The organism is Polynucleobacter aenigmaticus (genome assembly GCF_002206635.1).
GTDB lineage: Bacteria > Pseudomonadota > Gammaproteobacteria > Burkholderiales > Burkholderiaceae > Polynucleobacter > Polynucleobacter aenigmaticus.
In genome coordinates this window covers 124,655-149,007 of record NZ_NGUO01000009.1, presented here as the reverse complement: position 1 = coordinate 149,007, position 24,353 = coordinate 124,655, and the positions used below count along the sequence as shown (strand labels likewise).

Below are 24,353 nucleotides of genomic sequence, written 5' to 3'. Positions count from 1 at the left end.
TATCTCATATCTTATATAAGACATTGACAGTGTAATTGGAAAGTCCATACACTTGAATGGATAATGGAAGAGTTTTCATTAATTAACCTGAACTGGAGTTATTAGTAATGGCAAAAGCCCCAATGCGTGTTGCAGTCACCGGTGCAGCCGGTCAAATCGGATATTCCCTTCTCTTTCGCATCGCCAATGGCGACTTGTTGGGCAAAGACCAGCCAGTAATCCTCCAGTTACTAGAAATTCCAGACGAAAAAGCTCAAAAAGCGTTGGCTGGCGTGATGATGGAATTGGAAGATTGCGCATTCCCATTGCTTGCTGGCATGACAGCCCACTCTGACCCAATGACAGCTTTCAAAGATATTGACGTTGCATTATTAGTTGGCGCACGTCCACGTGGTCCAGGCATGGAACGCAAAGATTTGCTCTCAGCAAATGCTCAAATTTTCACTGCACAAGGCAAAGCGCTTAATGCGGTTGCTAAGAAAACTGTCAAAGTCTTGGTTGTTGGTAACCCAGCAAATACCAATGCTTACATCGCCATGAAATCTGCTCCAGATATTCCTGCGAAAAACTTCACAGCAATGTTGCGCCTTGATCACAACCGCGCACTATCACAGTTGGCAAACAAGTTGAACAAGCCAGTTGCCGATATCGAGAAATTGGTTGTTTGGGGTAACCACAGCCCAACGATGTACCCCGACTATCGCTTCGCAACCGTTGATGGCCAGTCTGTAAAAGACAGCATCAACGATGCAGCCTGGAACAAAGATACTTTTATTCCTACCGTTGGAAAACGTGGCGCAGCGATTATTGAAGCGCGCGGCTTATCTTCTGCAGCTTCTGCCGCTAACGCAGCAATCGATCACATCCGTGATTGGGTTCTCGGTACGAATGGCAAATGGGTCACTATGGGTATTCCATCTAAAGGTGAATATGGTATTCCTGCTGAAGTGATCTACGGCTATCCAGTAGTTTGTGAAAACGGTGAATACAAGATGATTGAAGGCTTGGAGATTGATGAGTTTTCACGTGAGCGCATGAATCACACTCTGAATGAATTGCTTGAAGAACAAGCTGGTGTTAAGCATCTCCTCTCATAAGGATTTATACACATGAAAAAAACTCTTCTTATCGTTGGCTTGGCTGTAGCAGGACTTTTGGGTTCAGCGCCGGCCTTTGCTAGCGAAGAAGTATCTACTTGGACTTGTAGTGAAAGTAAGCAATTCAAAACTACGGGAACAACGGAAAAGGTTCGCCTTACTTGGGAATCTAAAACCTTTGACCTCAGTCGTGAGAATTCTTTACCGGGTAGTTTGCGTTACAAGAACACCACTACTGGCCATGATCTTGTGGTGCTGGGTAATAAAGCGATGCTTTTCAATATTAAGTCTGGAACTCGTCTGGCTGATTTCTGTCAAACCGCAGAAATGAAGACCGGCAAACTTCCACATTTATTTGCTGGTGCAGAGCCTTTTACACAGAACTAATAGCGGTATTCCTGTTTTAGCTTCAATATAAAAAGCCGAGAATTTCTCGGCTTTTTATTATTTCTACTGAGAAGTCTGGAGTTCGCCTAATGAAACAAAGGCTGCTGTGTTGGGGCATCATCGGGCAACTCTGCATGCACGGCATCGCCTGATCGATCTGGGAATAAGGGCGCACCACAATCATCACAAAGCTCAGGGTCAAAAAGCATCGCATGGCGGAAGACGTCATCGACACCAGCATCACGCAGTGCATCTGCAATTCTCTTCATCGGACTATCGTCATCCGATAAATCATTGAGCGCATCATTGGCAACGCTCTCACGATCGTACAGGGGCCAAATCACACCATAGACAACCTCTGAGGATCCCTTCACGCTAAATGAAATGCGATATTCATCAGCCTGATCTTCGCCAAAGGCGCCAACGACGCATGAAATTCCAGCGGGCAAGATTCCAAGGGTGCTTTCCAAGAAATTCACGGCAGCCCTAATGCTTAATGGACGAACATGTTTATCTGCTAAACGGCAGTTAGTAAAATAAGCCTCTGGCAATAAGAGCTCAAATTCGCAACCAGGCAAGAGTGAGGCAATCGGCTCTTGCATGGTGTTTTGCCATCCGATGATGCTCACGCCACGCTCTTGTCGAGTTGGGGGTTCAGCTTGCCAACGAAATAGTGGCGAACCAGATGGGGCAGAAATAGCCGCAATAATAAAACGTGGATCAGCCAATACCGCAATCGTCTCAGACATCTCGCGCAACTCTATTTTGATCTCACTTCCAGTAATGGCCGCTGTTGCTAGAGCTTCAGTAAGCAATCGAGTTTGGCAATGGGAGTGTGGCATTTGATCGATGCTGTATAGCCAAGGAATGATTGCTAAGCGCGTCTCTGTGGATGCGATTGAGCTGTGCAGCGCAGCAGCAGTCGCTTCAATGGCGCTGACGGATAGCGGGCCGGATGGAATTTGATAGCGGGTATGGGCAACAATAGGCATGGCCAGCAACAGCACATCCCAATTCCGCCCTTCATGCTCCATCACCAAAGACTCTGCCAGAGTCTCAGCGCAATCAGCAAGCACTTCAAAGGCCACCGTATTAATTCTGAAGGTTTGATCCAAAGCCGCATCAATTACATTTTGATTTTGACTCTTGAGTAAGCGCATTAAACGAATATTTAAGCGCTCCTCCCAGAACTGATCTTCAATATGACTGCCTGAGGCTGCCAAAGAAATAGCATCTGCAACCAAGCGCTCTACATCTGGCGAAGAGCGTTGCGAGGATTTAGTGCGATGTACAGCCATGATGCACCCTCCTACTTTCTTTCTGGACGTCTAAATAGCGGTTTTTCAGGCTTAGATTCAGAGGCAATATATTTGTAGCCATCCAAATTAAAGCCCTTCAAATCTGCGGGATCGGTAATCTGATTTTCAACAACGTGGCGCGCCATTAATCCTCTAGCGCGTTTAGCATAAAAGGAAATAATTTTGTACTTTCCATCCTTGGCATCCTGAAATACCGGAGAAATCACTGGGCAGTCCAAATTTTTTGCCTGCAGTACTTTGAAATATTCTTCAGATGCCAGATTAAGCAGTATGGGCTTCTTTTGCTTCTCCAAAACCTTCTTAAGAGAGTCCGTGACCCGCTCACCCCAAAATGCATACAAGTCTTTGCCTCGAGCATTCTTAAAAGAAGTGCCCATCTCTAGGCGATAAGGCTGCATTAAATCGAGAGGCCTCAGAGCGCCATATAAACCAGAAAGAATTCGAATATGGTCCTGAGCGAAATCCACTGCCTTGGTATTGAGCGTCTTAACGTCAAACCCGTCATAGACATCACCATCAAAGGCATAAATGGCTGGCTTGCTGTTTTCTTCGGTAAATTTCTTAGACCAATCTCGATAGCGGCCAACGTTGAGCGCGGCCAACTGGTCGGATAAACCCATCAAATTGGCAACTTCCTGAGGTGAGAGTTTCTTGAGATCGGCAATGAGCTTTGCCGATTCCGAGACAAACTCAGGCAAGGTGGGCGCCTTGACCTTGGCCGGGGTTTTGTAATCTAGGGATTTAGCGGGTGAAAGAACAATCAGCATGGCACAATTTGAATATGAATTTCTTCCATTCTAGCGACTACCTACTTTATTTGCCTTAAACCGCCCGCATGGACCAAAACTCCCATCTGACACCAGCATTTCCGAGTCGCCTACCTGAGGTGGGAACAACGGTATTTACGGTCATGTCAGCCCTAGCAGCAAAGCACCAAGCCATTAACTTAGGTCAAGGTTTTCCAGACTTCCCTTGCGATAGAGAGTTAATAGCCGAGGTCAATGCAGCAATGCTAGCTGATCACAACCAATATCCACCGATGGCAGGGGTTGCAGAGTTACGGCATAGCGTAGCCCAGAAAATTTCCGCCCTTTACGGTCATGACTACGATCCAGAAACAGAAATTACCATCACCGCAGGTGGCACTCAAGGAATCATGACTGCAATCTTGTCATGCGTGAGCCCAGGTGATGAGGTTGTCATTATTGAACCCGCTTACGATAGTTATCGCCCATCGATTGATTTAGCTGGCGGGAAAACCATCGCAGTATCTTTACTTGCAAAACGCGATGATCAATCTAGGGTCTATTCTTATGCAATCCCTTGGGAAGATCTTGCCAATGCAATTGGCCCAAAAACGAGACTACTCATTATTAACACGCCACACAATCCAACCGGAATAGTGTGGCAAGCATCTGATCTTCTTCGGTTGGCCCAATTGGTAAAGAACACCAACACGCTCATCCTGAGTGATGAGGTTTATGAACATATGGTCTATGACGGGCATGTACATCAAAGTATTGCTAGCCACCCTGCACTAGCTGCGAGAAGTTTTTTAATTTCCAGCTTTGGTAAAACGTATCACGTTACTGGCTGGAAAGTCGGTTACGTGGCAGCACCTGCGGCGATGATGAGGGAGTTCCGCAAAGTACATCAGTTCAATGTATTTACGGTCAATACCCCCATGCAATATGGCTTAGCGAAATACTTGAAGAATGAAAATCATTATTTAAGCCTACCCTCTTTTTATCAATCTAAGCGGGATTACTTCCAAACTGGTTTGCGAGCAACTGGCTTCAAACTACTGCCTGCGCCAGCAACGTATTTTCAGTGCGTTAACTACACGGATCTAGATATCCCGCAATCGAAGTTGAGTGAAGCAGAATTTTGCACTTGGCTCACCTCGGAGATTGGTGTAGCAGCTATTCCGGTCTCTGCTTTTTATGCAGCCCCAGTTGAGTCTGGCGTGATTCGTTTTTGTTTTGCTAAAAAAGAACAAACACTTTCCAATGCATTAACGCGTTTGCAATCCCTGTAAAAATTAAAGGAATCTAAAGTGGCGAAAAGCAAATCCAAACAAGACATTATTGATGTCTATAGCTGGCCAACTCCGAATGGGCATAAGGTACACATCATGCTTGAGGAGTGCGGCTATAAGCTCGGTAAAGATTGGATAGCTCATCCGGTTGATATTGGTGCAGGCGATCAGTTCAAACCAGACTTCTTGGCTATTAGCCCAAATAATAAAATCCCGGCTATTCAAGATCCTCAAGGGCCAGATGGCAAACCCATCCACCTCTTTGAATCTGGCGCAATCCTGCTCTACCTTGCCGCCAAAACAGGGAAGTTTTTACCTAAATCTACCCGCGGCAAATATGAGGTACTGCAATGGCTGATGTTTCAGATGGGTGGATTAGGCCCTCTTTTAGGGCAAAACCACCACTTTAGGATCTATGCACCAGAGAAAATTGATTATGCGATTACTCGCTACACTAATGAAGCCAAGCGCCTTTATGGAGTAATTGATCATCAACTGAAAGATAATCCCTATATCGCAGGAAAAAGTTACTCTATTGCAGATATCGCCATTTTTCCTTGGACACGCAATTGGAAGAATCAGGGAATCGATATTAATGAGTATCCTAATTTCAAGCGCTGGTTTGAAATGGTTAGTGAGCGCCCTGCTGTAAAGCGTGGCGTTGAAGTATTAACAGCATTACGCAAGCCTTTGCATGATGACAAGGCAAGGGAACAGTTATTTGGTTCATCACAGTATCAAAAAAGGAAATAGCATGAAGATTCAATCGGTCGGAGTAATCGGTGCGGGTACGATGGGCAATGGTATTGCGCAAGTATGCGCAGTTGCCGGTCTAGACGTGGTGATGGTTGATATTAGTGATGCTGCTGTTCAGCGTGGTTTAAGTCAAATTAGCAAAAGCTTAGATCGCCTAGTAAAGAAAGAAACTCTCACGGCCGAAGGCAAAGATGCTGCACTCAAGCGCATCAAGGGCAGCACATCGTATGCTGACTTCAAGGGCTTGCAATTGGTGATTGAAGCTGCCACCGAGAATCAATTAATTAAAGAAAAGATTTTGCATCAAGTCGACGAGATTGTTGGCAAAGAAGTCATCATCGCAACCAATACTTCTTCGCTATCGATCACGAAACTTGCCGCCCTCGATTCCAATCCAAGTCGTTTTATTGGCATGCACTTCTTTAACCCACCTCCCATGATGGCGCTGGTTGAAGTCATACGCGGATTACAAACTTCAGATGCCACTCATGCTGCCATTATTGAAATGGCTAAACGCATTGGCAAGGAGCCAATCACCGTTAAGAACTCTCCTGGCTTTGTTGTGAACCGCATCTTGTTGCCAATGATTAATGAAGCCTTCTTTGTTCTCTATGAAGGGCTCGCTAGCCCAGAAGATATTGATGCTGGCATGAAATTAGGCTGCAACCAACCTATTGGCCCACTTGCCTTAGCCGACTTAATTGGTCTAGATACTTGCTTAGCTGTTATGGAAGTATATTTTGAGAACTTCAGCGACTCTAAATACCGCCCTTGCCCACTCCTACGCGAAATGGTTGCTGCTGGCTATCTCGGACGTAAGACTGGTCGCGGCGTCTACACCTATGATCAATAATTTAGCAACCCAGTAACTGAGAAACTTAGCCCCCAACCCAAATGAAGAAGTCTTTGTGAATCCATTGCCCCCCCTAGTACTCAAATTAGCCTACGCCGGCCTAATTCCTTTTGTAGGACTAGCTCTAATGGTTCAGCTAGCACCAACCCCGCTCAATTATTTAAGTGCAGAGTCCTTGGCTAGTTATGGAGCAATCATCACCGCATTTATGGGTGCATTGCATTGGGGTGCTAATTTACACACTCTAGGAAAAGTACCTCCGGGAGATCGCTGGGAAGATCGTAATGCTTGGATTTGGGGCGTCATACCCGCATTGGTCGCCTGGGTAGCCTTGCATATTTATATTCCTGTTGGCTTGGTTATTCTGGCATCTGCATTAGTCATCCAACGCAATATTGATAAAGAAACATATCAATATTATTTTTCTAGTGAAGAAGCTTGCAAAGCATTTATTACTTTACGCAATCGGCTCACAATAGTTTCGGCTGGATGTTTGCTTTGGGCGGCCCTCGTGATCTTATTTATACAGAATTAAATCAGGGAATATGGGTAATCTATTTGAGCAAGCACCGCCGCCACCTTTAGCGGAAGCTTTACGCCCTAAAACGATTGAAGAAGTCATTGGTCAAACTCATCTACTAGCCGCAGGTAAGCCACTGAATCTGGCTTTTGCCTCCGGTAAACCGCACTCCATGATCTTGTGGGGGCCTCCAGGCGTTGGAAAAACTACCTTAGCCCGCCTATCTGCCAAAGCCTTTGATCGTGAATTTATTGCTATTTCAGCCGTCTTGGCTGGTGTAAAGGAAATTCGTGAAGCAATAGAGCAAGCACAGCAAAGCATGTCTCAATATGGCAGGCAGACAATTCTCTTTGTTGATGAAATTCATCGCTTTAATAAAAGTCAGCAAGACGCCTTATTGCCTCATGTTGAATCCGGCCTATTTACTTTTATTGGCGCCACGACTGAGAACCCCTCTTTTGAAGTGAATTCCGCCCTACTCTCACGTGCCCAGGTCTATGTACTGAAGTCCTTGAGCGCCCTAGAGCTTAAGCAACTGTTTGATCGAGCTCGCGAGTATGCAATGCCTGATATTGCATTTGAATCGACTGCGATTGATAGTCTGATTTCTCATGCAGATGGCGACGCTCGTCGACTACTGAACTTAGTAGAGCAAGTGCGCAATGCCGTTTCTACACCGAATTCCAATATGGAGACTGTAGATCAGCACTTTATTGAGAATGCATTAACTGTCCAAGCACGTCGCTTTGATAAAGGTGGAGACCAGTTTTATGATCAAATTTCTGCGCTACATAAATCGGTTCGTGGATCTAATCCTGATGCAGCCCTCTACTGGTTTTGTCGGATGCTGGACGGAGGCGCAGATCCGCGTTATCTGGCTAGAAGAATTATCCGCATGGCCTGGGAAGATATAGGCCTTGCTGATCCACGCGCAATACAGTTAGCTAATGATGCTGCTCAAACTTTTGAGCGTCTTGGCTCTCCTGAAGGCGAATTAGCCTTAGGTCAAGCCGTGGTGTATCTGGCGATTGCTGCCAAAAGCAATGCCAGCTATAAGGCGTTTAATGCTGCACGCGCTTACGTCGCAAACGATCAAAGTAAGCCGGTGCCCAATCATCTACGCAATGCACCAACCAAACTCATGAAGGAGTTGGGGCATGGGAAAGAATATCGCTATGCGCATGACGAGCCCCATGCCTATGCCGCCGGAGAATCCTACCTCCCGGACGGAATGACCGAGCCCCATTGGTACGAGCCGGTCGACCGAGGCCTAGAAACTCAGATTGCCGAGAAGATGGCTTTTTTACGTAAGCTAGATGCGGAATTCAACAAGAAATGAATCAAGAACTGGTGAGCGCAGCGCCTATTAAGGGTATTTTTTATTACGACATCATTTCACCATTTTCGTATTTTTATATTAAGCAGCGCCATCGCCTGGAGAAACGGGTGGATATCAAACCCGTACCGATCTTGCTGGGCGGTCTTTTTCGAGCAACCGACAATCGCGGTCCTGGCGAGGTAGAAGCAAAACGCCCTCATACTTACCAATACTGCTTATGGCTCGCTGAAAAATTGGGTCTACCGTTTCGATTTCCAGAGCACCACCCTTTTCTGACCGTTGCAGCACAACGCTTACTAGTTCAGCAAAATGCCCAATGGGATATGGTTGAACGAGCATTTGAATATGTTTGGGTAGAAGGCAAAGACCCCAATTTATCCTGGCCAGAATTTTGTCAATATCTTGGGCTTGCAGTGGATACCCCAAAGCCTGATGCCCCAGAGATCAAAGCGCAACTAGTGGCCAATACGGAATCGGCAAAAGCTGATGGCGCATTTGGTGTACCAACCCTCGTGCTTGATGGACATGCTTTTTGGGGGGTTGACACGATCGACTGGGCTCTAGATTACCTAGACAGACCAGGCATGTTTACCGAAATGGCTTACCGCTACGCCGGCCAAGTACCGTCCGGGCTTTGAGCAATACAATCATATTTATACAATCTTTTCTGGAACTTTAAGGATCTACATCATGCGCAAAATCATCGCCTCGCTATTTATTGTGACCAGTCTCCTCGCCAGCGCTGCAACGGTAGCTGGACCTAAAGTTGAGTTCAAAACGACGATGGGAAATTTTGTTGTTGAGCTTGATTCCCTCAAAGCGCCAAAGACTACTGCCAACTTTTTGAACTATGTCAATAGCGGTTTTTATAACGGCACCATTTTTCATCGCGTCATTGACGGATTCATGATTCAAGGCGGAGGCTTCACTCCGGACTTAACGCAAAAACCGACTAATGCACCCGTGGTGTCAGAAGCTCAAAATGGCCTAAAGAATCAAACCTACACCATTGCTATGGCTCGCACTTCTGACCCTGATTCAGCAACTGCTCAGTTCTTTATTAACGTTAAGGACAATGAGGGATTGAATTATCCAAATGCTATGGGTGATGGCTACACCGTATTTGGCAAAGTCATTTCCGGTACACAAACAATAGATGCGATACGTAGAATCCCCACCATGGTTGCATCAGCACCAAGAATGGGGCGCATGTCTGATGTGCCAAGCAAAACTGTCACCATTGAATCAGCTACTGTTCTAAAGTAATTGCCACTAAATTTTTAGACCCAAGGACTAACTGCATGATATTGCTGGATGATGCCCAAAGCACCAGGGCTAAACCCAGTAGCCGCTTATATAAGCAAGCACTTCGACGTTGGGCTATTTACCCCGGCTCTAGCCGCTCAGAAACTATTGCCGCAGTAGATCGGTGCCTTCAAGAGATCAATGAAGCCCTCGCCAGCGGTATATACGTTGTAGCAGCATTTGCTTATGAGTTGGGTCAATACATTCACAAACTCGAGCAGCGTAAGAATACCAACGCAGTTCAACATCCCTTAATTCAAGCGTGGTCTTACACATCCTATGAGAGCTTAGGCAAAGATCAAGTGGATGCATTCATCAAGAATGGCATACGCGCACTTGAACCCGATACTCAAATAGCCGGTGTGGCTAATCTTCAATTTTCTGTGGATAAGGCGCGGTTCACCTCTGATATCAAGACTATTCAAGAGTACATTCGCAATGGTGATACGTATCAAATTAACCATACCTTTCGCATTACAGGCGAAACTTATGGTGATCCACTGGCCCTATATTCACGACTGAGAGATCGCCAACCAGGCAGATTCGGGGCATTCATTGCGCAAGATTCCAATTTCATCCTATCGCAATCCCCCGAATTATTTATCCAGCGTCAAGGCAATACTTTAAAAGCGATGCCCATGAAAGGGACCGCGAGCGCACTGAGCGATACAGCAGATCACTTATCTAAAGACGCAAAGAATCAAGCTGAAAATGTCATGATCGTCGATTTATTGCGCAACGATCTTAGCCGCCTTGCTTTACCGGGCACTGTAACGGTCCCGCAATTATTTGAAGTCGCTAGGCATGGGGATGTTTTGCAGATGACCTCAACCGTTCAGGCAAAAGTAAAGCCTGGTATTCAACTGCAGGATGTACTCAGTGCAGTATTTCCTTGTGGGTCCGTTACTGGCGCCCCGAAAAAAAGAAGCATGGAGATTATCCAGGAGCTAGAAGCAGAAGATCGCGCCTACTACTGTGGCGCGCTCGGCTGGTTAGATCCTGGTGGTGATTTTGCATTCAGTGTTCCGATCCGCACTATTGAAATTGATCGCAACTCAGTTTCAAATGCTTCAGCCTTCACCTTAGGAGTGGGTGCCGGCATCACAATTGACTCAGAAGCCAAAAAAGAATGGGAAGAATGCCATATTAAAGCTGCATTCTTGAGCGAACTGCCCAGTGAGATTGGTTTATTCGAAACAATCTTAGTACGCAAGTCAACACCCCAACATCTAGAACTCCACTTGGATCGCTTAGCGCATTCAGCGAAAGCGCTCGGAATTCCTTTTCACTTGCCAGATATCCAAAAAGTCATTGGTCATGCCTGCGAAAATTGCACCATTGATACGGAATATCGATTGCGATTAGATCTTGATCATGCTGGGCAAGTAAGCTTTCAACTGGCCCCTTTGATTCCACAGACAAATCCGGTCAAGATTTTTTGGGCTAGTGATATTCTTCCCAATCCCGATCACGCTATCCTTTACTCCGGCAATATGTTGTTACGGCACAAAGTGAGTCATCGAAATATCTATGACCAGGCCTGGAAATTAGCCGAGAGTCTTGGTGGTTTTGATGCCCTCTTTATTAATGAGCAAGAATTTGTTACTGAAGGCGGTAGGAGTAGTATTTTTATCAAGTCTGGAGATCGCTGGCTTACACCGCCGGTGGCAGCGGGCCTGCTACCCGGAGTCATGAGGTCGATCATATTGAATGATCCAAAATGGAATGCCCAGGAGGTTAACCTCAGTATTGAAGAACTTCGTAATGCGAAAGAGATTATGCTGTGCAATGCATTACGCGGGATTATCCCCGCTCATTTTTAGAAAGTCCGCATGAAGTTTTGCTCGCATTGCGCTTCGCCCATCACCATGAAGATCCCCGCGGATGATTCACGGGAGCGCCATGTTTGTGAATCCTGTGGAGTGGTTCATTACTTTAATCCACGCAATGTTGTTGGTAGCATCCCGGTATTTGAGAATCAAATACTGTTGTGTCGGCGTGCGATAGCGCCTAGACACGGTTACTGGACCTTGCCCGCTGGATTTATGGAGCTTGGTGAAAGCACTAGCGCTGGAGCAGCTCGAGAAACACAAGAAGAAGCTGGTGCAATTGTTGATATTGGCCCCCTCTATTCATTGCTAAATGTTCCTCATGCAGAGCAAGTCCATCTCTTCTACTTAGCCAATATGACTTCTCCAGAATTTCATGCTGGTGAAGAAAGTTTGGAGGTCGCCCTCTTTCATGAGCAAGATATCCCCTGGAATGAAATTGCCTTTCCTACGGTAAAACAGACTCTAGAGTGGTACTTTGCGGATCGTGCTGCAGGGATTTTTGATGCTGAGAATGAATTTAGTGTTCGCAGTAGAGATATTCTTCCATCAGAAAAGATTTAGACACCAAAAGCATATGAGCAATATCCGTTGGCTGGGAGCGCAAGATGACTTTCCCAATCCTATTCACTGCAAGGATCCCGACCCCAGCGTTCCAGGCTTAATTGCAGTCAGTGATCGAATTTATCCAGGGCAATTAGCTCGTGCATACCAAATGGGGATATTTCCATGGTATTCAGATAACCAACCCGTCTTATGGTGGTCACCTAACCCCCGGATGGTATTAAAGCCTGTCGACTTTAAGTGCCATGATTCACTCAAGAAAACTATTCGGCATTTTTTGTTAGACTCTCGGAAGGAAATCTTGGTTGATCAAGATTTTGGTGCCGTCGTTCGCTCCTGCGCCACCGCCAGAAGAAAAGATCAAGATGGCACTTGGATTACCCATGAAATCATGGATGCATATACCAATCTACATGAACAAGGTCATGCCCATAGCATTGCAGTAATGGAAGATGGGTGCATCGTTGGTGGCCTATATTGCGTTGCGTTTGGCGGTATGGTTTTTGGCGAATCCATGTTCAGCCACCAAACAGATGCCTCCAAAATTGCATTGGCCACTCTTGCCGCTTGGTGTAATCAACACCATGTAGCAATGATCGACTGCCAGCAAGAGACTGCACACCTGGATTCTCTAGGGGCAGCGCCCATTTCTCGAGATGAATTTTTATCACATCTGCAGATTGCCTTAAAGCAAACTAATATAGAGATTCCTTGGAAACTGAATAAAGAGATTTTGCGTCACTGGCTATGACCCAATTAAAAGAACTTCCGCTCACTGCGCTGCAGTTTTATGCAACAGCGCCCTACCCATGCAGCTATCTTCCCGGCAAAACTGCTCGTTCACAAGTCGCAACACCATCACACTTAATTCATGCAGATTTATATGGCGAGTTAGTTAATGCTGGATTTCGTCGCAGTGGTTTATATACTTATCGACCCTACTGCGATGAATGCAATGCCTGTACAGCCACTCGCATTCCGGTCAAACACTTTGAGCCCAACCGCAGCCAGCGACGCGCCTGGAAAAAACATGCTGGACTAGATGTCCGCGTCCTCAACCTAGGCTATCAAGAGGAGCACTATCAACTATATCAACGCTACCAAAATGAGCGACATGCCGGCGGCGATATGGATCAAGATAATCAAGATCAGTACATGCAGTTTTTATTACAAAGTCGCGTTAACTCCAGAATTGTAGAGTTTCGCGATGGCCAGCATGATCCTCACCCAGGTCGCTTGCGCATGGTCAGCATGATTGATATCTTGGATCAAGGCATCTCTTCGGTCTATACCTTCTTTGATACGGATAGCAGCTCAGCTAACTATGGAAGCTTTAGCATTCTGTGGCAAATTCAGCAGGCCTTAGAGCTAGACCTTCCTTATCTCTATCTGGGTTACTACATTGAGAATAGTGAAAAAATGTCCTATAAGGCTAAGTTTCAGCCTATTGAAGGTTTGATTGATGACCACTGGCAACCCATCATTGGGCCATAATATCAACCCATGATCGATAGCTACCCACTCCTTCGTCCTTGGCTGTTCTCCTTAGATCCGGAGCGGGCCCATAATCTCACGCTGAGTAATTTAGACCGCGCTGAGCGCTGGGGACTATTACGTCGCTTGGTCCAGCAACCAACTCCAGACCCACGCACTCTTTGCGGTATCACCTTTCCCAATCCGGTTGGCCTAGCTGCTGGATTAGATAAAGATGGTAAGCATATTGATGCGCTAGGCGCCTTGGGTTTTGGTTTTTTAGAAATTGGTACCGTTACCCCAAAACCGCAACCCGGTAATCCTAAGCCGCGGATGTTCCGCCTTCCAGCAGCGCAGGCAATTATTAACCGTATGGGCTTTAACAATGATGGTGTCGACGCTTGCGTAAAGCGTGTGCGCAATTCTGCTTATTGGCAAAATGGTGGCATTGTTGGTTTAAATATTGGCAAGAACGCAAGTACACCCATTGAAAACGCTGCTAGCGACTATGTGACCGCAATGGAAGCGGTCTATGAGGTGGCCTCATACATTACGGTCAATATCTCATCACCAAACACTCAGAATTTGCGTGCTCTCCAGGGAGAGGAAATGCTTCGCTCCTTGCTTGGCTCACTGCATTTGGCTCGTGCAGCTCTTAGCGATCAATACGGCGTGTGCAAGCCACTCTTTTTAAAGATAGCACCAGACCTAGATGAAAATGACATCAAGCTTATTGCCGAACTCATAATGGAGTTTGGCATTGATGCCATCATTGCCACTAACACTACGATTGCGCGCGACACCGTTCAAGACCTTGAGTTTGGGCAAGAAGCCGGCGGCCTCTCTGGCGCTCCAGTGCGCCTTGCATCTACTCGAGTAGTCCACAGTCTCAAAGAAAATTTAGGTGATTCAATACCCATTATTGGCGTTGGCGGCATCCTCTCTGGCAAAGATGCTCAGGAGAAAGTGGCTGCTGGTGCCAGCTTGGTTCAACTGTATAGCGGACTTATTTACAAGGGGCCGGCCCTTATTAATGAATGTGTCACTGCTTTACGCAATTAGCCACCTCCCCCAGCTTTTCCTTTAGTGCTGAAATGACATTTCATATTGTGCAATTTAAATAAAAATCGCTACAATTGACAGCATGACAACGAGCAAGCCCATTAAAGCGCCTAAAACTCCAGGGGAAGCCGGTAAAACAGCTATTCAGGTAGTTGAACGCCTGATGAATCTACTTGACGCCCTCGCTGTTCATGAAGAATCCAGTAGCCTTAAAAACCTCGCTGAGCAAACGGATCTGCACCCGTCGACAGCGCATCGCATCCTCAATGACTTAGTAGCCTGTCGTTTAGTAGAGCGTGGTGATGGTGGCAAGTATCGGCTCGGCCTTAAGTTACTTGAACTCGGTAATCTAGTAAAAGCGCGTCTATCTGTTCGTGAGGCGGCGCAAGCACCCATGAGAGCCTTACATAAGCTCACTGGTGAAACAATTAATCTTTCGGTTCGCCAAGGCGATGAAATCGTCTATATCGACCGCGCTTATAGCGAGCGATCTGGCATGCAGGTGGTCCGAGCTATCGGTGGTCGTGCCCCGCTCCACTTAACCTCAGTTGGCAAATTATTTTTGGCCAGCGATGATGCAAGCCAGGTTCGAGCCTACGTCACTCGTACTGGCCTAGCCGGTCACACCAGAAATAGCATTACGGAATTAGGGAAACTGGATTCTGAACTCACTCAAGTACGGCAACTAGGTCATGCACGTGACAATGAGGAATTGGAGTTGGGTGTGAGCTGCGTGGCAGCCGAAATCTTTGATGACAGCGGAAAATTAGTTGCCGGCCTTTCGCTGAGCTCCCCTACTGATCGCATCAAGGCAGAGTGGTTGCGGTTATTGCAAGATACCGCACTGCAAATTTCAAAAGGCATGGGCTATAAACCCAAGTCAACTTAAGCTCATTCATATAGTCGCAGTACCGCTGTATCGCTTACATTAAGCGGCGAATAGCTTGAGGCTCTCCAGATGGCATACGCTCATACCAATCCTTCACCCTCACAGCATCCGCAAAGCGCGATTGCGTCCCAACAGAGTCCAAGAAGACTAATAGCAAGGGTGTGTTATTCACTCTGGCCTGCATTACCAAACACTTACCTGCCGCATTAATAAATCCTGTTTTTTGTAGGCCGATATTCATGTCGCCAGCACGAACTAGGCGATTGGTATTTAAGAATTTCTGTGGTCGCTTTGCAATCACCATGGTCAGATCTGGCCAAGTAGAAAACTCACGAATCATTTTGTATTGATAAGCAGCACCCAGCATGCGCGTTAGATCTTCGGCCGATGCCACGTTCTCGCTCATCAGGCCGGTAGGATCTGCAAAATGGGAATGGGTCATTCCAATTTCTCGCGCTTTACGATTCATGGCATCAACAAATGCTGGGATACCGCCCGGGTAATTTCTACCAAGAGTATAAGCAGCACGGTTCTCAGAAGACATTAGAGCTAGCAACAAAGCCTCTTCTCGCGTCAATACTGTTCCGCCAGCAAGGCGTGAGCTACGATAAATATGAACGTCATCTGCATTAATCACAATGGTGTCATTAAGCGGTAATTTAGAGTCGAGCACCACCATTGCAGTCATCAGTTTGGTAATAGAAGCAATCGGCAGGCTAACTGAGGAATTTTTCTCAAAATAAACTTCCTTGGTGTCCTGATTAACCACCATAGCCACGCTAGACTTCAAGCTGAGGTCATCATGCTGACCACGCAAACCCAATGCAGTTGCAAATGAAGGTCTTGCCTCTACCACTGGCTCGCTAGTGCGAGTAACGGTAATACGAACAACTTTGGGCTTCTTGGAAGACTTTGCCGTCTTCTTGACTTCTGATTTAGCTGGCGTCTTTGCTGACACCTTAGTCGACTTTGCGGTTTGAGAATCTTTACTGACTGCACTTGCCTGAAAAGAAGTGGCGACGCCAAACGACACAAGGCCAACGGCCACTATGAGCCAAAATCGATTCAAATGCATCCCCAATTACCTTCCAAAACTTTTAACATACAGAATGATAAATAACTTTTTTATCTACACCGCGCTTATTACATGCGTAGGGCTCAATAATGCCCGTGTCTAGGGCACACTTATTCCGCAATCGTCGCCACGGTGCTTGTTTGCCCTCGATTGACCAAAACCACCCCCGTCATGGTCAGCAACAAGCCGCCCGCCATCATTAGTGTGAAGGGCTCATCAAACAAGAACCATGCCATCGCAGCAGTAGTTGGAGGCGTCAGATAGAGCAGACTTGTTACTTTGGTTGCTGCCCCCTTACGAATCATCATAAATAGCAAGCTGATTGATCCAATCGATAGGGGAAAGATGGCCCATAGCAATGCGCCAATAACAGAGGCATTCCAAACCATGACACCAGACTCAAAGAAGTACATACAAGCAAAACAAAGAACAGCTGATACACCAAACTGAATCGAGGATCCTGCACGCAGATCAAATACTGGGCAGAATTTCTTTTGATACAACGTGCCAAAGGTAATTGAAAGCAAGGCAGCAAATGCCAGAACATAGCTAAAGAGCGGTATATGGGCAAAACCAATTTTCTCTACCACCACCAATGCGACACCAGCAAATCCAAAACCCAAACCAATCCACTGTCGTCCAGTCACCTTCTCCGAAACCCAAGCAGCGAACCAGGCAGTGATGATGGGCTGTAAACCCACAATGATTGCCACCAGTCCTGCGGTCATACCAAGGCGAACTGCGAACCATACGCCCAGTAGATAGCCAAACTGCAGCAATATCCCCGCTACAGCGATATGTTTGAACTGAGACCAACTCGGCCAACTGATTCTCCATACCAAACTAAGGCACGCCATAGCCATTAGTACGCCTGCAAATCGCCAAAACAGGAATGTTGCTGGCTCAACGTACGGCATAGCCAAACGCGCAATGACGAAGCCAGTACTCCAAATTAATACAAACAAGGGTGCAATCAGGCCGTCAAGCTTCAATTTCATAGATAACTTATTGAATATATGGGTTTTTTTGTAGGTAATCGATGATTTTAGGCTCATTTTGATTTCCGCTGTCCCAAGCTTGAGAAAGCATTGTTTTATATTGCAATGCAATATAAATACTATAAAATGGAAATTGCATGGGATTGATAATGTATAAATAAAGCTCATAGTGAGCAAACAGAGAGAGTCCACAAGAAAGGGATTGAAATGAACTTAACACCAGAACAGATTGCGGCAGCGCAAAAAGCGAATTTAGAAACTTTGAGTGGCCTCACAAATCAAGCACTTAAAAGCATCGAGAAATTAGTCGAGCTAAATATGCACATTGCCAAGCAAAGCTTAAGTGACAGCATGAGTAGCGCAAAAAAAGCATTAGAAGTAAAAGATATTCAACAACTTCTCGCGCATCAAGCAGAGGCTGTTCAACCCATGGCTGAAAAAATCATGGCTTATAGCCGTCATTTATATGAGCTGGCTCATGAAACTCAAGAAAACTTTACCAAGTCAGCTGAGAAAGAATTTCAAGCTGGTCAAAAGAAAATCAATGCCTTAGTTGAAGACTGGACCAATAACGCACCAGCAGGATCTGATGCTGCTGTGAATGCCATGAAACAAGCAATTGCTTCCGCCACCAATGTATTTGAAACTAGCCAAAAGGCTGTCAAGCACGCAGTTGAAGTTGCACAAACCAATCTCAACAATGCTACGAGCTCTATTGAAAAAACAGTAAAAACAGCTGCTAAGACAGCAAGTAAAACTAGTACTAAGAAGTAATTCCGAGTAGTTTAGGCACTCCAAAATACTGCAGCATTCGTATTGAAGTAGACACAAAAAAAGCCCCGATCTCTGAACTGTCCAACTTTTGTGAGTCAGTTCAGCGATCGGGGCTTTTTCTCATCCAGCTATGCCGGAATTATTGATGCATTAATGCGCTTTCTTTTTCACTGGCGGTAAATCAGTGCAGTGGCCATGAGCAGCTTCTGCAGCAAGACCAACAGACTCCCCTAGAGTGGGATGTGGGTGAATGGTTTTACCAATGTCAACCGCATCCGCACCCATCTCAATGGCAAGGCAAACTTCGCCAATCAAATCACCTGCGTGAGTTCCAACAATTCCGCCACCAATAATGCGCTTGCTTGTAGCATCAAAAATTAATTTCGTGAAACCTTCGTCACGACCATTCGCAATCGCTCTACCGCTGGCAGCCCACGGGAATAAGCCTTTTTCATAAGCAATTCCTTGCGCTTTACATTGCTCTTCCGTCAAACCAGCCCAAGCTACTTCTGGATCGGTATAAGCAACCGAAGGAATTTGTTTGGTATCGAAATAGGATTTCTCACCAGCAGCAACTTCTGCAGCAACGTGACCTTCATGAACAGCTTTATGAGCGAGCATAGGTTGACCAATAATGTCACCAATTGCAAAAATATTATTTACATTAGTGCGCATTTGATTGTCGACTGGGATAAAACCGCGCTCATCCACAATGACGCCGGCAACTGACGCATCAATCTTCTTGCCGTTAGGTGTGCGCCCTACTGCAACCAGTACGAGATCATAGGTTTGCGGTTCTGTCGGAGCATTTTCTCCCTCAAAGCTGACTTGAATGCCATCGGCTTTTACTTCTGCTTTAGCAGCCCGCGTCTTAAGCATAATTTTTTCGAATCGGCCGGCATTAAATTTCTCCCAAACCTTTTCTAAATCACGATCAGCGCCAGCCATCAAGCCATCCATCATTTCGGCAATATCAATACGTGAGCCTAAGGTGCTGTACACAGTAGCCATCTCTAAGCCGATAATGCCGCCGCCAATAACCAACATGCGTTTTGGAATACTCTTGAGCAATAAAGCGCCAGTGCTATCCACAATACGTGGATCTTCAGGCAAAAATGGAAGCTTTACTGGCTGGCTACCCGCTGCAATGATCGCCTTCTTAAAACGAATGACTTCTTTTTGACCCACCAGATCCTGGCCATCACCCTTAGTAAGTTCAACCTCAACGTGATTTGCATCCAAGAAGTGACCCAATCCACGCACTACCGTAACTTTGCGTGCTTTAGCCATACCCGCTAAACCACCAGTGAGTTTTGCAATGACGGAATCTTTATAGCCACGCAGTTGATCAATCTCAATCTTGGGGGCGCCATAGCTAATGCCATGTTTAGACATCGTTTTGACTTCATCCATAACTGAAGTCGTATGCAATAGAGCCTTGGAAGGAATGCAACCCACATTTAAGCAAACGCCACCTAATGTTGAATAACGTTCCACCAAGATTGTGCTCATACCTAAATCTGCGCTACGGAAAGCAGCGCTATAACCACCAGGGCCGGCGCCCAATACGAGCACCTCACACTCATGATCAACCTTACCGTTGTATTGACCAGCAATGGGGGCGCTGATCACCGCGGCAGCTACTGCCGCAGGTATTGGAGCGGAAGAAGGAGCAGCAGGTGCTGCTGCAGCGCCTGTTTCTATTTCAGCAACGATACTGCCCTTGCCAACTTTATCGCCCGCCTTTACAGAGATGCTAAGGATGGTTCCAGCTGCATCCGCAGGAACTTCCATGGTTGCCTTGTCAGATTCCAGAACGAGCAGTGGTTGCTCTTTTTCAATGACATCACCTACTTTGATGAGCACTTCAATCACTGGTACATCTGAATAATCGCCAATATCTGGAACAAGAATAATTTGCTTAGCCATATCTTCCCCTTATAGTGCTGCGCGACGGAAGTCGGACATCAGCTGAGCAATATAGACATTGAAACGCGTTGCCAAAGCACCATCAATTACGCGATGGTCGGCACTTAATGACAATGGACAAATTAAGCGTGGTACAAATTGCTTGCCGTCCCAAACTGGTTTCATAGCAGCCTTGCTCACGCCCAGGATCGCCACCTCAGGAGCATTCACGATTGGCGAGAAGTAAGTACCGCCAATACCACCCAATGAAGAAATAGTGAAACTAGCGCCCTGCATTTGATCTGGCTTTAATTTGCCATCACGCGCAAGCGCAGCCAATTCGGAAGTTTCTCGGGCAAGCTCAAAAATACCCTTTTTATCTGCATCACGAATCACTGGCACCACTAAACCATTTGGCGTATCGGCAGCAAACGCAATATTGAAATACTTCTTCAATACCAAGTCATCGCCATCAATTGAGCTGTTGAACTCAGGATATTTCTTCAGTGCTGCTACAGCAGCCTTCATTAAGAAAGCCAGCATAGTAATTTTCAGACCCTGCTTTTCATTCTCTTTATTGGTGAGAACTCTGAATGCCTCTAGATCTGTAATGTCTGCATCTTCGTGATAAGTCACCGCAGGAATCATCACCCAATTACGACCGAGGTTTGCAGCAGTGAGTTTCTTAATGCGATTCAATGGCTGACGCTCTGTATCACCAAACTTGGAGAAATCTACTTTTGGCCAAGGAATTAAATTCAGACCGCCTAAGCTGCCACCAGATGCATTAGAGCCACTTCCTGCTCCGCCACTCATCGCGGCTTTTACGAAAGCTTGCACATCTTCTTGAGTAATTCTTCCCTTAGGACCAGAGCCCTTTACTTGATGAACAGTCACACCGAGTTCACGGGCAAACTTACGCACTGAAGGACTGGCATGACTTGCAGTTGGGTCTACATCAACCGGAGTATTGCTCACAGGCGGAGGTGCTGGAGCACGAACAATCGGCGGCTCTACTTTTGGAGCGGGTGCAGGAGCAGGAGCGGCTTGTGCTACGGCCGGGGCCGTCGCTTCACCACTCTCCTCGAGAACGAGAACAATAGCGCCCTCAGAGATCGAATCACCTACTTTAACTTTGACCTCTTTCACCACACCAGAGTGAGATGAGGGAACATCCATGGTCGCCTTGTCAGACTCCAACACAACAATAGACTGCTCTTTTTCAACACGGTCACCGGCTTTTACTAAAACCTCGATGACAGGCACATCCTTGTAATCCCCAATATCCGGGACTTTAATATCAATTAGTTGGCTCATATTATCTGTCTCTTATCAAACCGTCATTGGATTTGGTTTAGCGGTGTCGATGTCGTATTTCTTAATTGCTTCGGCAAGCTTTTGGCGATCAAGCTGACCAGCATCAACCAAAGAACGTAATGCGGTGAGAGCAATCCAACGACGATCCACTTCAAAGAAGTCGCGCAATTTTTCACGAGTATCAGAGCGTCCAAAACCATCTGTACCCAATACCTCAAAACGACGACCCATATGTTGAATGGCCGGACGAATTTGCTCAGCAAATAAGCGCACATAGTCAGTTGCAGCAATGACTGGTCCGACGGTATCTTTGAGGCAATTCTCCACATGAGATAGAGCTGGTGTGGTTGCTGGATTAAGCAGATTGTTACGGTGAACAGCAGTCCAGTCGCGACCCAACTCAGTAAAGCTTGGGCAACCCCACAAATCAGAAGCAATACCCCAATCTTTATACAAGATTTCAGCAGCCTCAATAACTTCACGGAAGATCGTGCCTGAACCTAAAAGCTGTACGCGTAATTTCGCATTGGCATCGCCAACAGATTTCAGCTTGTACATGCCCTTAATGATGTCTTGCTCGGCACCCTTTGGCATCGCTGGATGGGCGTAGTTTTCATTCATCAAGGTGATGTAGTAGTAGACATCCTCCTGGTCTGCAAGCATACGACGCATACCATCCTGAATAACTACCGCAACCTCAAAAGAGAATGAAGGATCGTAGCTAATGCAGTTTGGAACAGCAGCACTCCACACCTGGCTATGACCATCCTCATGCTGCAAACCTTCACCATTTAAAGTGGTTCTCCCAGCAGTACCGCCCAATAAGAATCCACGGCTACGCATATCGCCTGCAGCCCAAGCTAAATCTCCAATACGCTGGAAACCAAACATGGAGTAGAAGATATAGAAAGGCAACATCGGCACGCCATGGGTCGAGTAGGCAGTTGCAGCAGCAATCCAATCGCACATACCGCCCGCTTCATTAATGCCCTCTTGCAAAATCTGGCCAGTCTTGTCTTCCTTGTAGAACATCAATTGATCATGATCTTCAGGGGTGTAAAGCTGACCCAACTGACTCCAAATACCCAACTGGCGGAACATACCTTCCATACCAAAAGTCCGTGACTCATCAGGAACAATCGGTACTACGCGCTTTCCAAGAACCTTGTCCCGCACAATCATATTGAGCATGCGGACAAATGCCATGGTTGTGGAGATCTCGCGACCTTCCGATGTAGCCTCAAGCAATGGGGCAAAAACATCTAAGGCGGGTACCGGCAAACTCTCAGCCTTCATGCGACGTTGCGGAAGATAGCCCCCCAACTCTTGACGGCGGGCCTTCATGTATTCAAGCTCTGGACTGCCATCAGCAAACTTCACTAAAGGCATTTCATCTAACTGCTCATCCTTAACGGGGATCTCAAAGCGATCACGGAAACGGCGTACGTCATCCGCATTCATCTTCTTTGCTTGATGGGCAATGTTCATCGCCTCACCAGAACCACCCATGCCGTAACCCTTAATGGTGTGAGCCAAGATAACAGTAGGTTGATCTTTGTGATTTACAGCCGAATGAAAGGCTGCAAATACTTTATGGGGATCATGGCCACCACGATTGAGCTGCCAAATCTCATCGTCACTCCAATCGCTTACCAAAGCTTTTAACTCGGGTGTATTAAATACGATCTCACGAACATAGGCACCGTTCTTAGACTTCATAGTTTGGTACTGGCCATCGACAATTTCGCCAAGACGCTGCATCAAGATGCCTTTTTTGTCGCGCGCGAACAAAGCATCCCAATTACCACCCCAAACTACTTTAATCACATTCCAACCTGCTCCACGGAATTCGCCTTCGAGCTCTTGAATAATCTTGCCGTTTCCACGCACGGGGCCATCAAGGCGTTGCAGGTTACAGTTCACAACAAAAATTAGGTTGTCTAATTTTTCGCGACCGGCCATGCCAATTGCGCCGAGTGACTCCGGCTCATCTGTTTCACCGTCACCCAAAAAGGCCCAGACTTTACGACCTTCAGATTTAATAAATCCACGGTCCTGCATGTAGCGCATAAAACGCGCTTGATAAATGGCCATGATTGGGCCTAGGCCCATGGACACTGTCGGGAACTGCCAGAAATCCGGCATCAACCAAGGATGCGGGTAACTAGAAATACCTTTGCCGCCTACTTCTTGACGGAAGTTATCTAACTGCTCATCTGCCAAACGTCCGAGCATATAGGCGCGGGCGTAAACGCCAGGCGCAGAGTGTCCTTGAACAAATATGAGATCGCCACCATGGTCGGGAGATGGTGCATGCCAGAAATGGTTGAAACCTACGTCATACAAAGTAGCTGCAGACTGGAATGATGAAATGTGCCCACCAACGTTGGTGTCCTTGTTGGCGCGCAAAACCATCGCCATCGCATTCCAACGCGTGTAAGAACGAATTCGATGCTCTACATTTTGATCACCAGGTAGGCGCGCTTGCTGCTCTACTGGAATCGTATTGATATAGGGCGTTTCAGCATGGAATGGTTGGTTCACACCATTAACTCGTGCGTGAGAAATTTGTTGGTCAATGAGATAAGCAGCTCTTGCTGGACCCTCATTCCGAATTACGCCATCTATCGCCTGCAACCACTCTTGGGTTTCACCTGGATCCGCATCCTGCTTGCCTGCGCTACCCAAAATTTGATCTGGAACTGCTGCCATAAACTGCCTCCATTGGTTACATCGATGTTATTTGTCTACTTTATAGGCAATATTCTAGGAAGGTCTATGGGTGTAAACAAGCAATTTTTCACATAATGATAGTATTTCTCACTATATGGTATTTTGTTGCAATGCAAA

23 protein-coding genes are annotated in these 24,353 nt (G+C 46.4%); 16 read left to right on the top strand and 7 right to left on the bottom strand.

Annotation, left to right across the window (positions count from 1 at the left end; genetic code table 11):
- Positions 1-107 precede the first annotated feature (107 nt).
- Together CBI30_RS06195 and CBI30_RS06190 are read left to right on the top strand one after the other, a co-directional pair.
- Complete coding sequence (locus CBI30_RS06195; protein WP_088527440.1) at positions 108-1,097, top strand: malate dehydrogenase; 990 nt, start codon at positions 108-110, stop codon at positions 1,095-1,097.
- 12 nt (positions 1,098-1,109) lie between these two features.
- Positions 1,110-1,484 (top strand): hypothetical protein, encoded by a 375-nt coding sequence (locus tag CBI30_RS06190; protein ID WP_088527439.1) that lies wholly within the window; start codon positions 1,110-1,112, stop codon positions 1,482-1,484.
- Between the two features lie 86 nt (positions 1,485-1,570).
- On the opposite strand, the gene CBI30_RS06185 is transcribed toward CBI30_RS06190, so the two are convergent.
- Positions 1,571-2,782, bottom strand: a complete 1,212-nt coding sequence (locus CBI30_RS06185; RefSeq protein WP_088527438.1) for a DUF2863 family protein — start codon at positions 2,780-2,782, stop codon at positions 1,571-1,573.
- A gap of 11 nt (positions 2,783-2,793) precedes the next feature.
- Complete coding sequence (yaaA, locus tag CBI30_RS06180) at positions 2,794-3,570, bottom strand: peroxide stress protein YaaA (protein WP_088527437.1); 777 nt, start codon at positions 3,568-3,570, stop codon at positions 2,794-2,796.
- A gap of 68 nt (positions 3,571-3,638) precedes the next feature.
- On the opposite strand from yaaA, the gene CBI30_RS06175 reads away from it, so the two are divergent.
- From CBI30_RS06175 to CBI30_RS06115, 13 genes are all read left to right on the top strand, one after another.
- A complete protein-coding gene (locus CBI30_RS06175) occupies positions 3,639-4,841 on the top strand; it encodes a methionine aminotransferase (protein ID WP_088527436.1) in 1,203 nt (400 codons plus the stop codon).
- Between the two features lie 45 nt (positions 4,842-4,886).
- Positions 4,887-5,594 carry a glutathione binding-like protein gene (locus tag CBI30_RS06170; RefSeq protein ID WP_088527516.1) on the top strand — a complete coding sequence of 236 codons (708 nt, stop codon included), beginning with the start codon at positions 4,887-4,889 and terminating at the stop codon, positions 5,592-5,594.
- A gap of 1 nt (position 5,595) precedes the next feature.
- A complete protein-coding gene (locus CBI30_RS06165) occupies positions 5,596-6,450 on the top strand; it encodes a 3-hydroxybutyryl-CoA dehydrogenase (RefSeq protein WP_088527435.1) in 855 nt (284 codons plus the stop codon).
- Between the two features lie 55 nt (positions 6,451-6,505).
- On the top strand, positions 6,506-6,985 hold the full coding sequence (locus CBI30_RS06160) for a DUF3429 domain-containing protein (protein WP_088527434.1): 480 nt from the start codon (positions 6,506-6,508) through the stop codon (positions 6,983-6,985).
- Between the two features lie 10 nt (positions 6,986-6,995).
- Positions 6,996-8,309, top strand: a complete 1,314-nt coding sequence (locus CBI30_RS06155; RefSeq protein ID WP_088527433.1) for a replication-associated recombination protein A — start codon at positions 6,996-6,998, stop codon at positions 8,307-8,309.
- Positions 8,306-8,947 carry a 2-hydroxychromene-2-carboxylate isomerase gene (locus CBI30_RS06150; RefSeq protein ID WP_088527432.1) on the top strand — a complete coding sequence of 214 codons (642 nt, stop codon included), beginning with the start codon at positions 8,306-8,308 and terminating at the stop codon, positions 8,945-8,947. Before CBI30_RS06155 ends, CBI30_RS06150 begins: the two co-directional genes overlap by 4 nt.
- Before the next feature lie 52 nt (positions 8,948-8,999).
- On the top strand, positions 9,000-9,575 hold the full coding sequence (locus tag CBI30_RS06145) for a peptidylprolyl isomerase (protein WP_088527431.1): 576 nt from the start codon (positions 9,000-9,002) through the stop codon (positions 9,573-9,575).
- A gap of 35 nt (positions 9,576-9,610) precedes the next feature.
- A complete protein-coding gene (locus CBI30_RS06140; protein ID WP_088527430.1) occupies positions 9,611-11,437 on the top strand; it encodes a bifunctional chorismate-binding protein/class IV aminotransferase in 1,827 nt (608 codons plus the stop codon).
- 9 nt (positions 11,438-11,446) lie between these two features.
- Positions 11,447-12,007, top strand: a complete 561-nt coding sequence (locus tag CBI30_RS06135) for an NUDIX hydrolase (protein ID WP_088527429.1) — start codon at positions 11,447-11,449, stop codon at positions 12,005-12,007.
- A 13-nt stretch (positions 12,008-12,020) separates the two neighbouring features.
- Positions 12,021-12,758: a leucyl/phenylalanyl-tRNA--protein transferase gene (gene aat, locus CBI30_RS06130; protein WP_088527428.1), complete on the top strand. Its 738-nt coding sequence runs from the start codon at positions 12,021-12,023 to the stop codon at positions 12,756-12,758.
- A complete protein-coding gene (locus CBI30_RS06125) occupies positions 12,755-13,501 on the top strand; it encodes an arginyltransferase (RefSeq protein WP_088527427.1) in 747 nt (248 codons plus the stop codon). The genes aat and CBI30_RS06125 overlap by 4 nt, the downstream gene beginning before the upstream one ends.
- A 9-nt stretch (positions 13,502-13,510) precedes the next feature.
- Positions 13,511-14,542, top strand: coding sequence for a quinone-dependent dihydroorotate dehydrogenase (locus CBI30_RS06120; RefSeq protein ID WP_088527426.1), 1,032 nt, complete (start codon positions 13,511-13,513; stop codon positions 14,540-14,542).
- Between the two features lie 82 nt (positions 14,543-14,624).
- Positions 14,625-15,431 carry an IclR family transcriptional regulator gene (locus tag CBI30_RS06115; RefSeq protein WP_088527425.1) on the top strand — a complete coding sequence of 269 codons (807 nt, stop codon included), beginning with the start codon at positions 14,625-14,627 and terminating at the stop codon, positions 15,429-15,431.
- Between the two features lie 34 nt (positions 15,432-15,465).
- Here the strand turns inward: CBI30_RS06115 and CBI30_RS06110 are convergent, their stop codons facing one another.
- The gene (locus CBI30_RS06110) at positions 15,466-16,506 is read right to left on the bottom strand and encodes a serine hydrolase (protein WP_088527424.1); all 1,041 of its coding nucleotides are present in this window, start codon (positions 16,504-16,506) and stop codon (positions 15,466-15,468) included.
- A gap of 110 nt (positions 16,507-16,616) precedes the next feature.
- Complete coding sequence (locus CBI30_RS06105) at positions 16,617-17,504, bottom strand: DMT family transporter (protein ID WP_088527515.1); 888 nt, start codon at positions 17,502-17,504, stop codon at positions 16,617-16,619.
- A 207-nt stretch (positions 17,505-17,711) separates the two neighbouring features.
- On the opposite strand from CBI30_RS06105, the gene CBI30_RS06100 reads away from it, so the two are divergent.
- Positions 17,712-18,278: a phasin family protein gene (locus CBI30_RS06100; protein ID WP_088527423.1), complete on the top strand. Its 567-nt coding sequence runs from the start codon at positions 17,712-17,714 to the stop codon at positions 18,276-18,278.
- A gap of 150 nt (positions 18,279-18,428) precedes the next feature.
- Here the strand turns inward: CBI30_RS06100 and lpdA are convergent, their stop codons facing one another.
- Genes lpdA through aceE form a run of 3 tightly spaced genes read right to left on the bottom strand, consistent with a single transcriptional unit; the run spans position 18,429 to position 24,215 of the window.
- A complete protein-coding gene (lpdA, locus tag CBI30_RS06095) occupies positions 18,429-20,207 on the bottom strand; it encodes a dihydrolipoyl dehydrogenase (RefSeq protein WP_088527422.1) in 1,779 nt (592 codons plus the stop codon).
- A gap of 9 nt (positions 20,208-20,216) precedes the next feature.
- Entirely contained in the window at positions 20,217-21,503 is a 1,287-nt protein-coding gene (aceF, locus tag CBI30_RS06090; RefSeq protein WP_088527421.1) for a dihydrolipoyllysine-residue acetyltransferase, read from the bottom strand.
- A 15-nt stretch (positions 21,504-21,518) separates the two neighbouring features.
- The gene (aceE, locus tag CBI30_RS06085; protein ID WP_088527420.1) at positions 21,519-24,215 is read right to left on the bottom strand and encodes a pyruvate dehydrogenase (acetyl-transferring), homodimeric type; all 2,697 of its coding nucleotides are present in this window, start codon (positions 24,213-24,215) and stop codon (positions 21,519-21,521) included.
- Between the last annotated feature and the right edge of the window lie 138 nt (positions 24,216-24,353).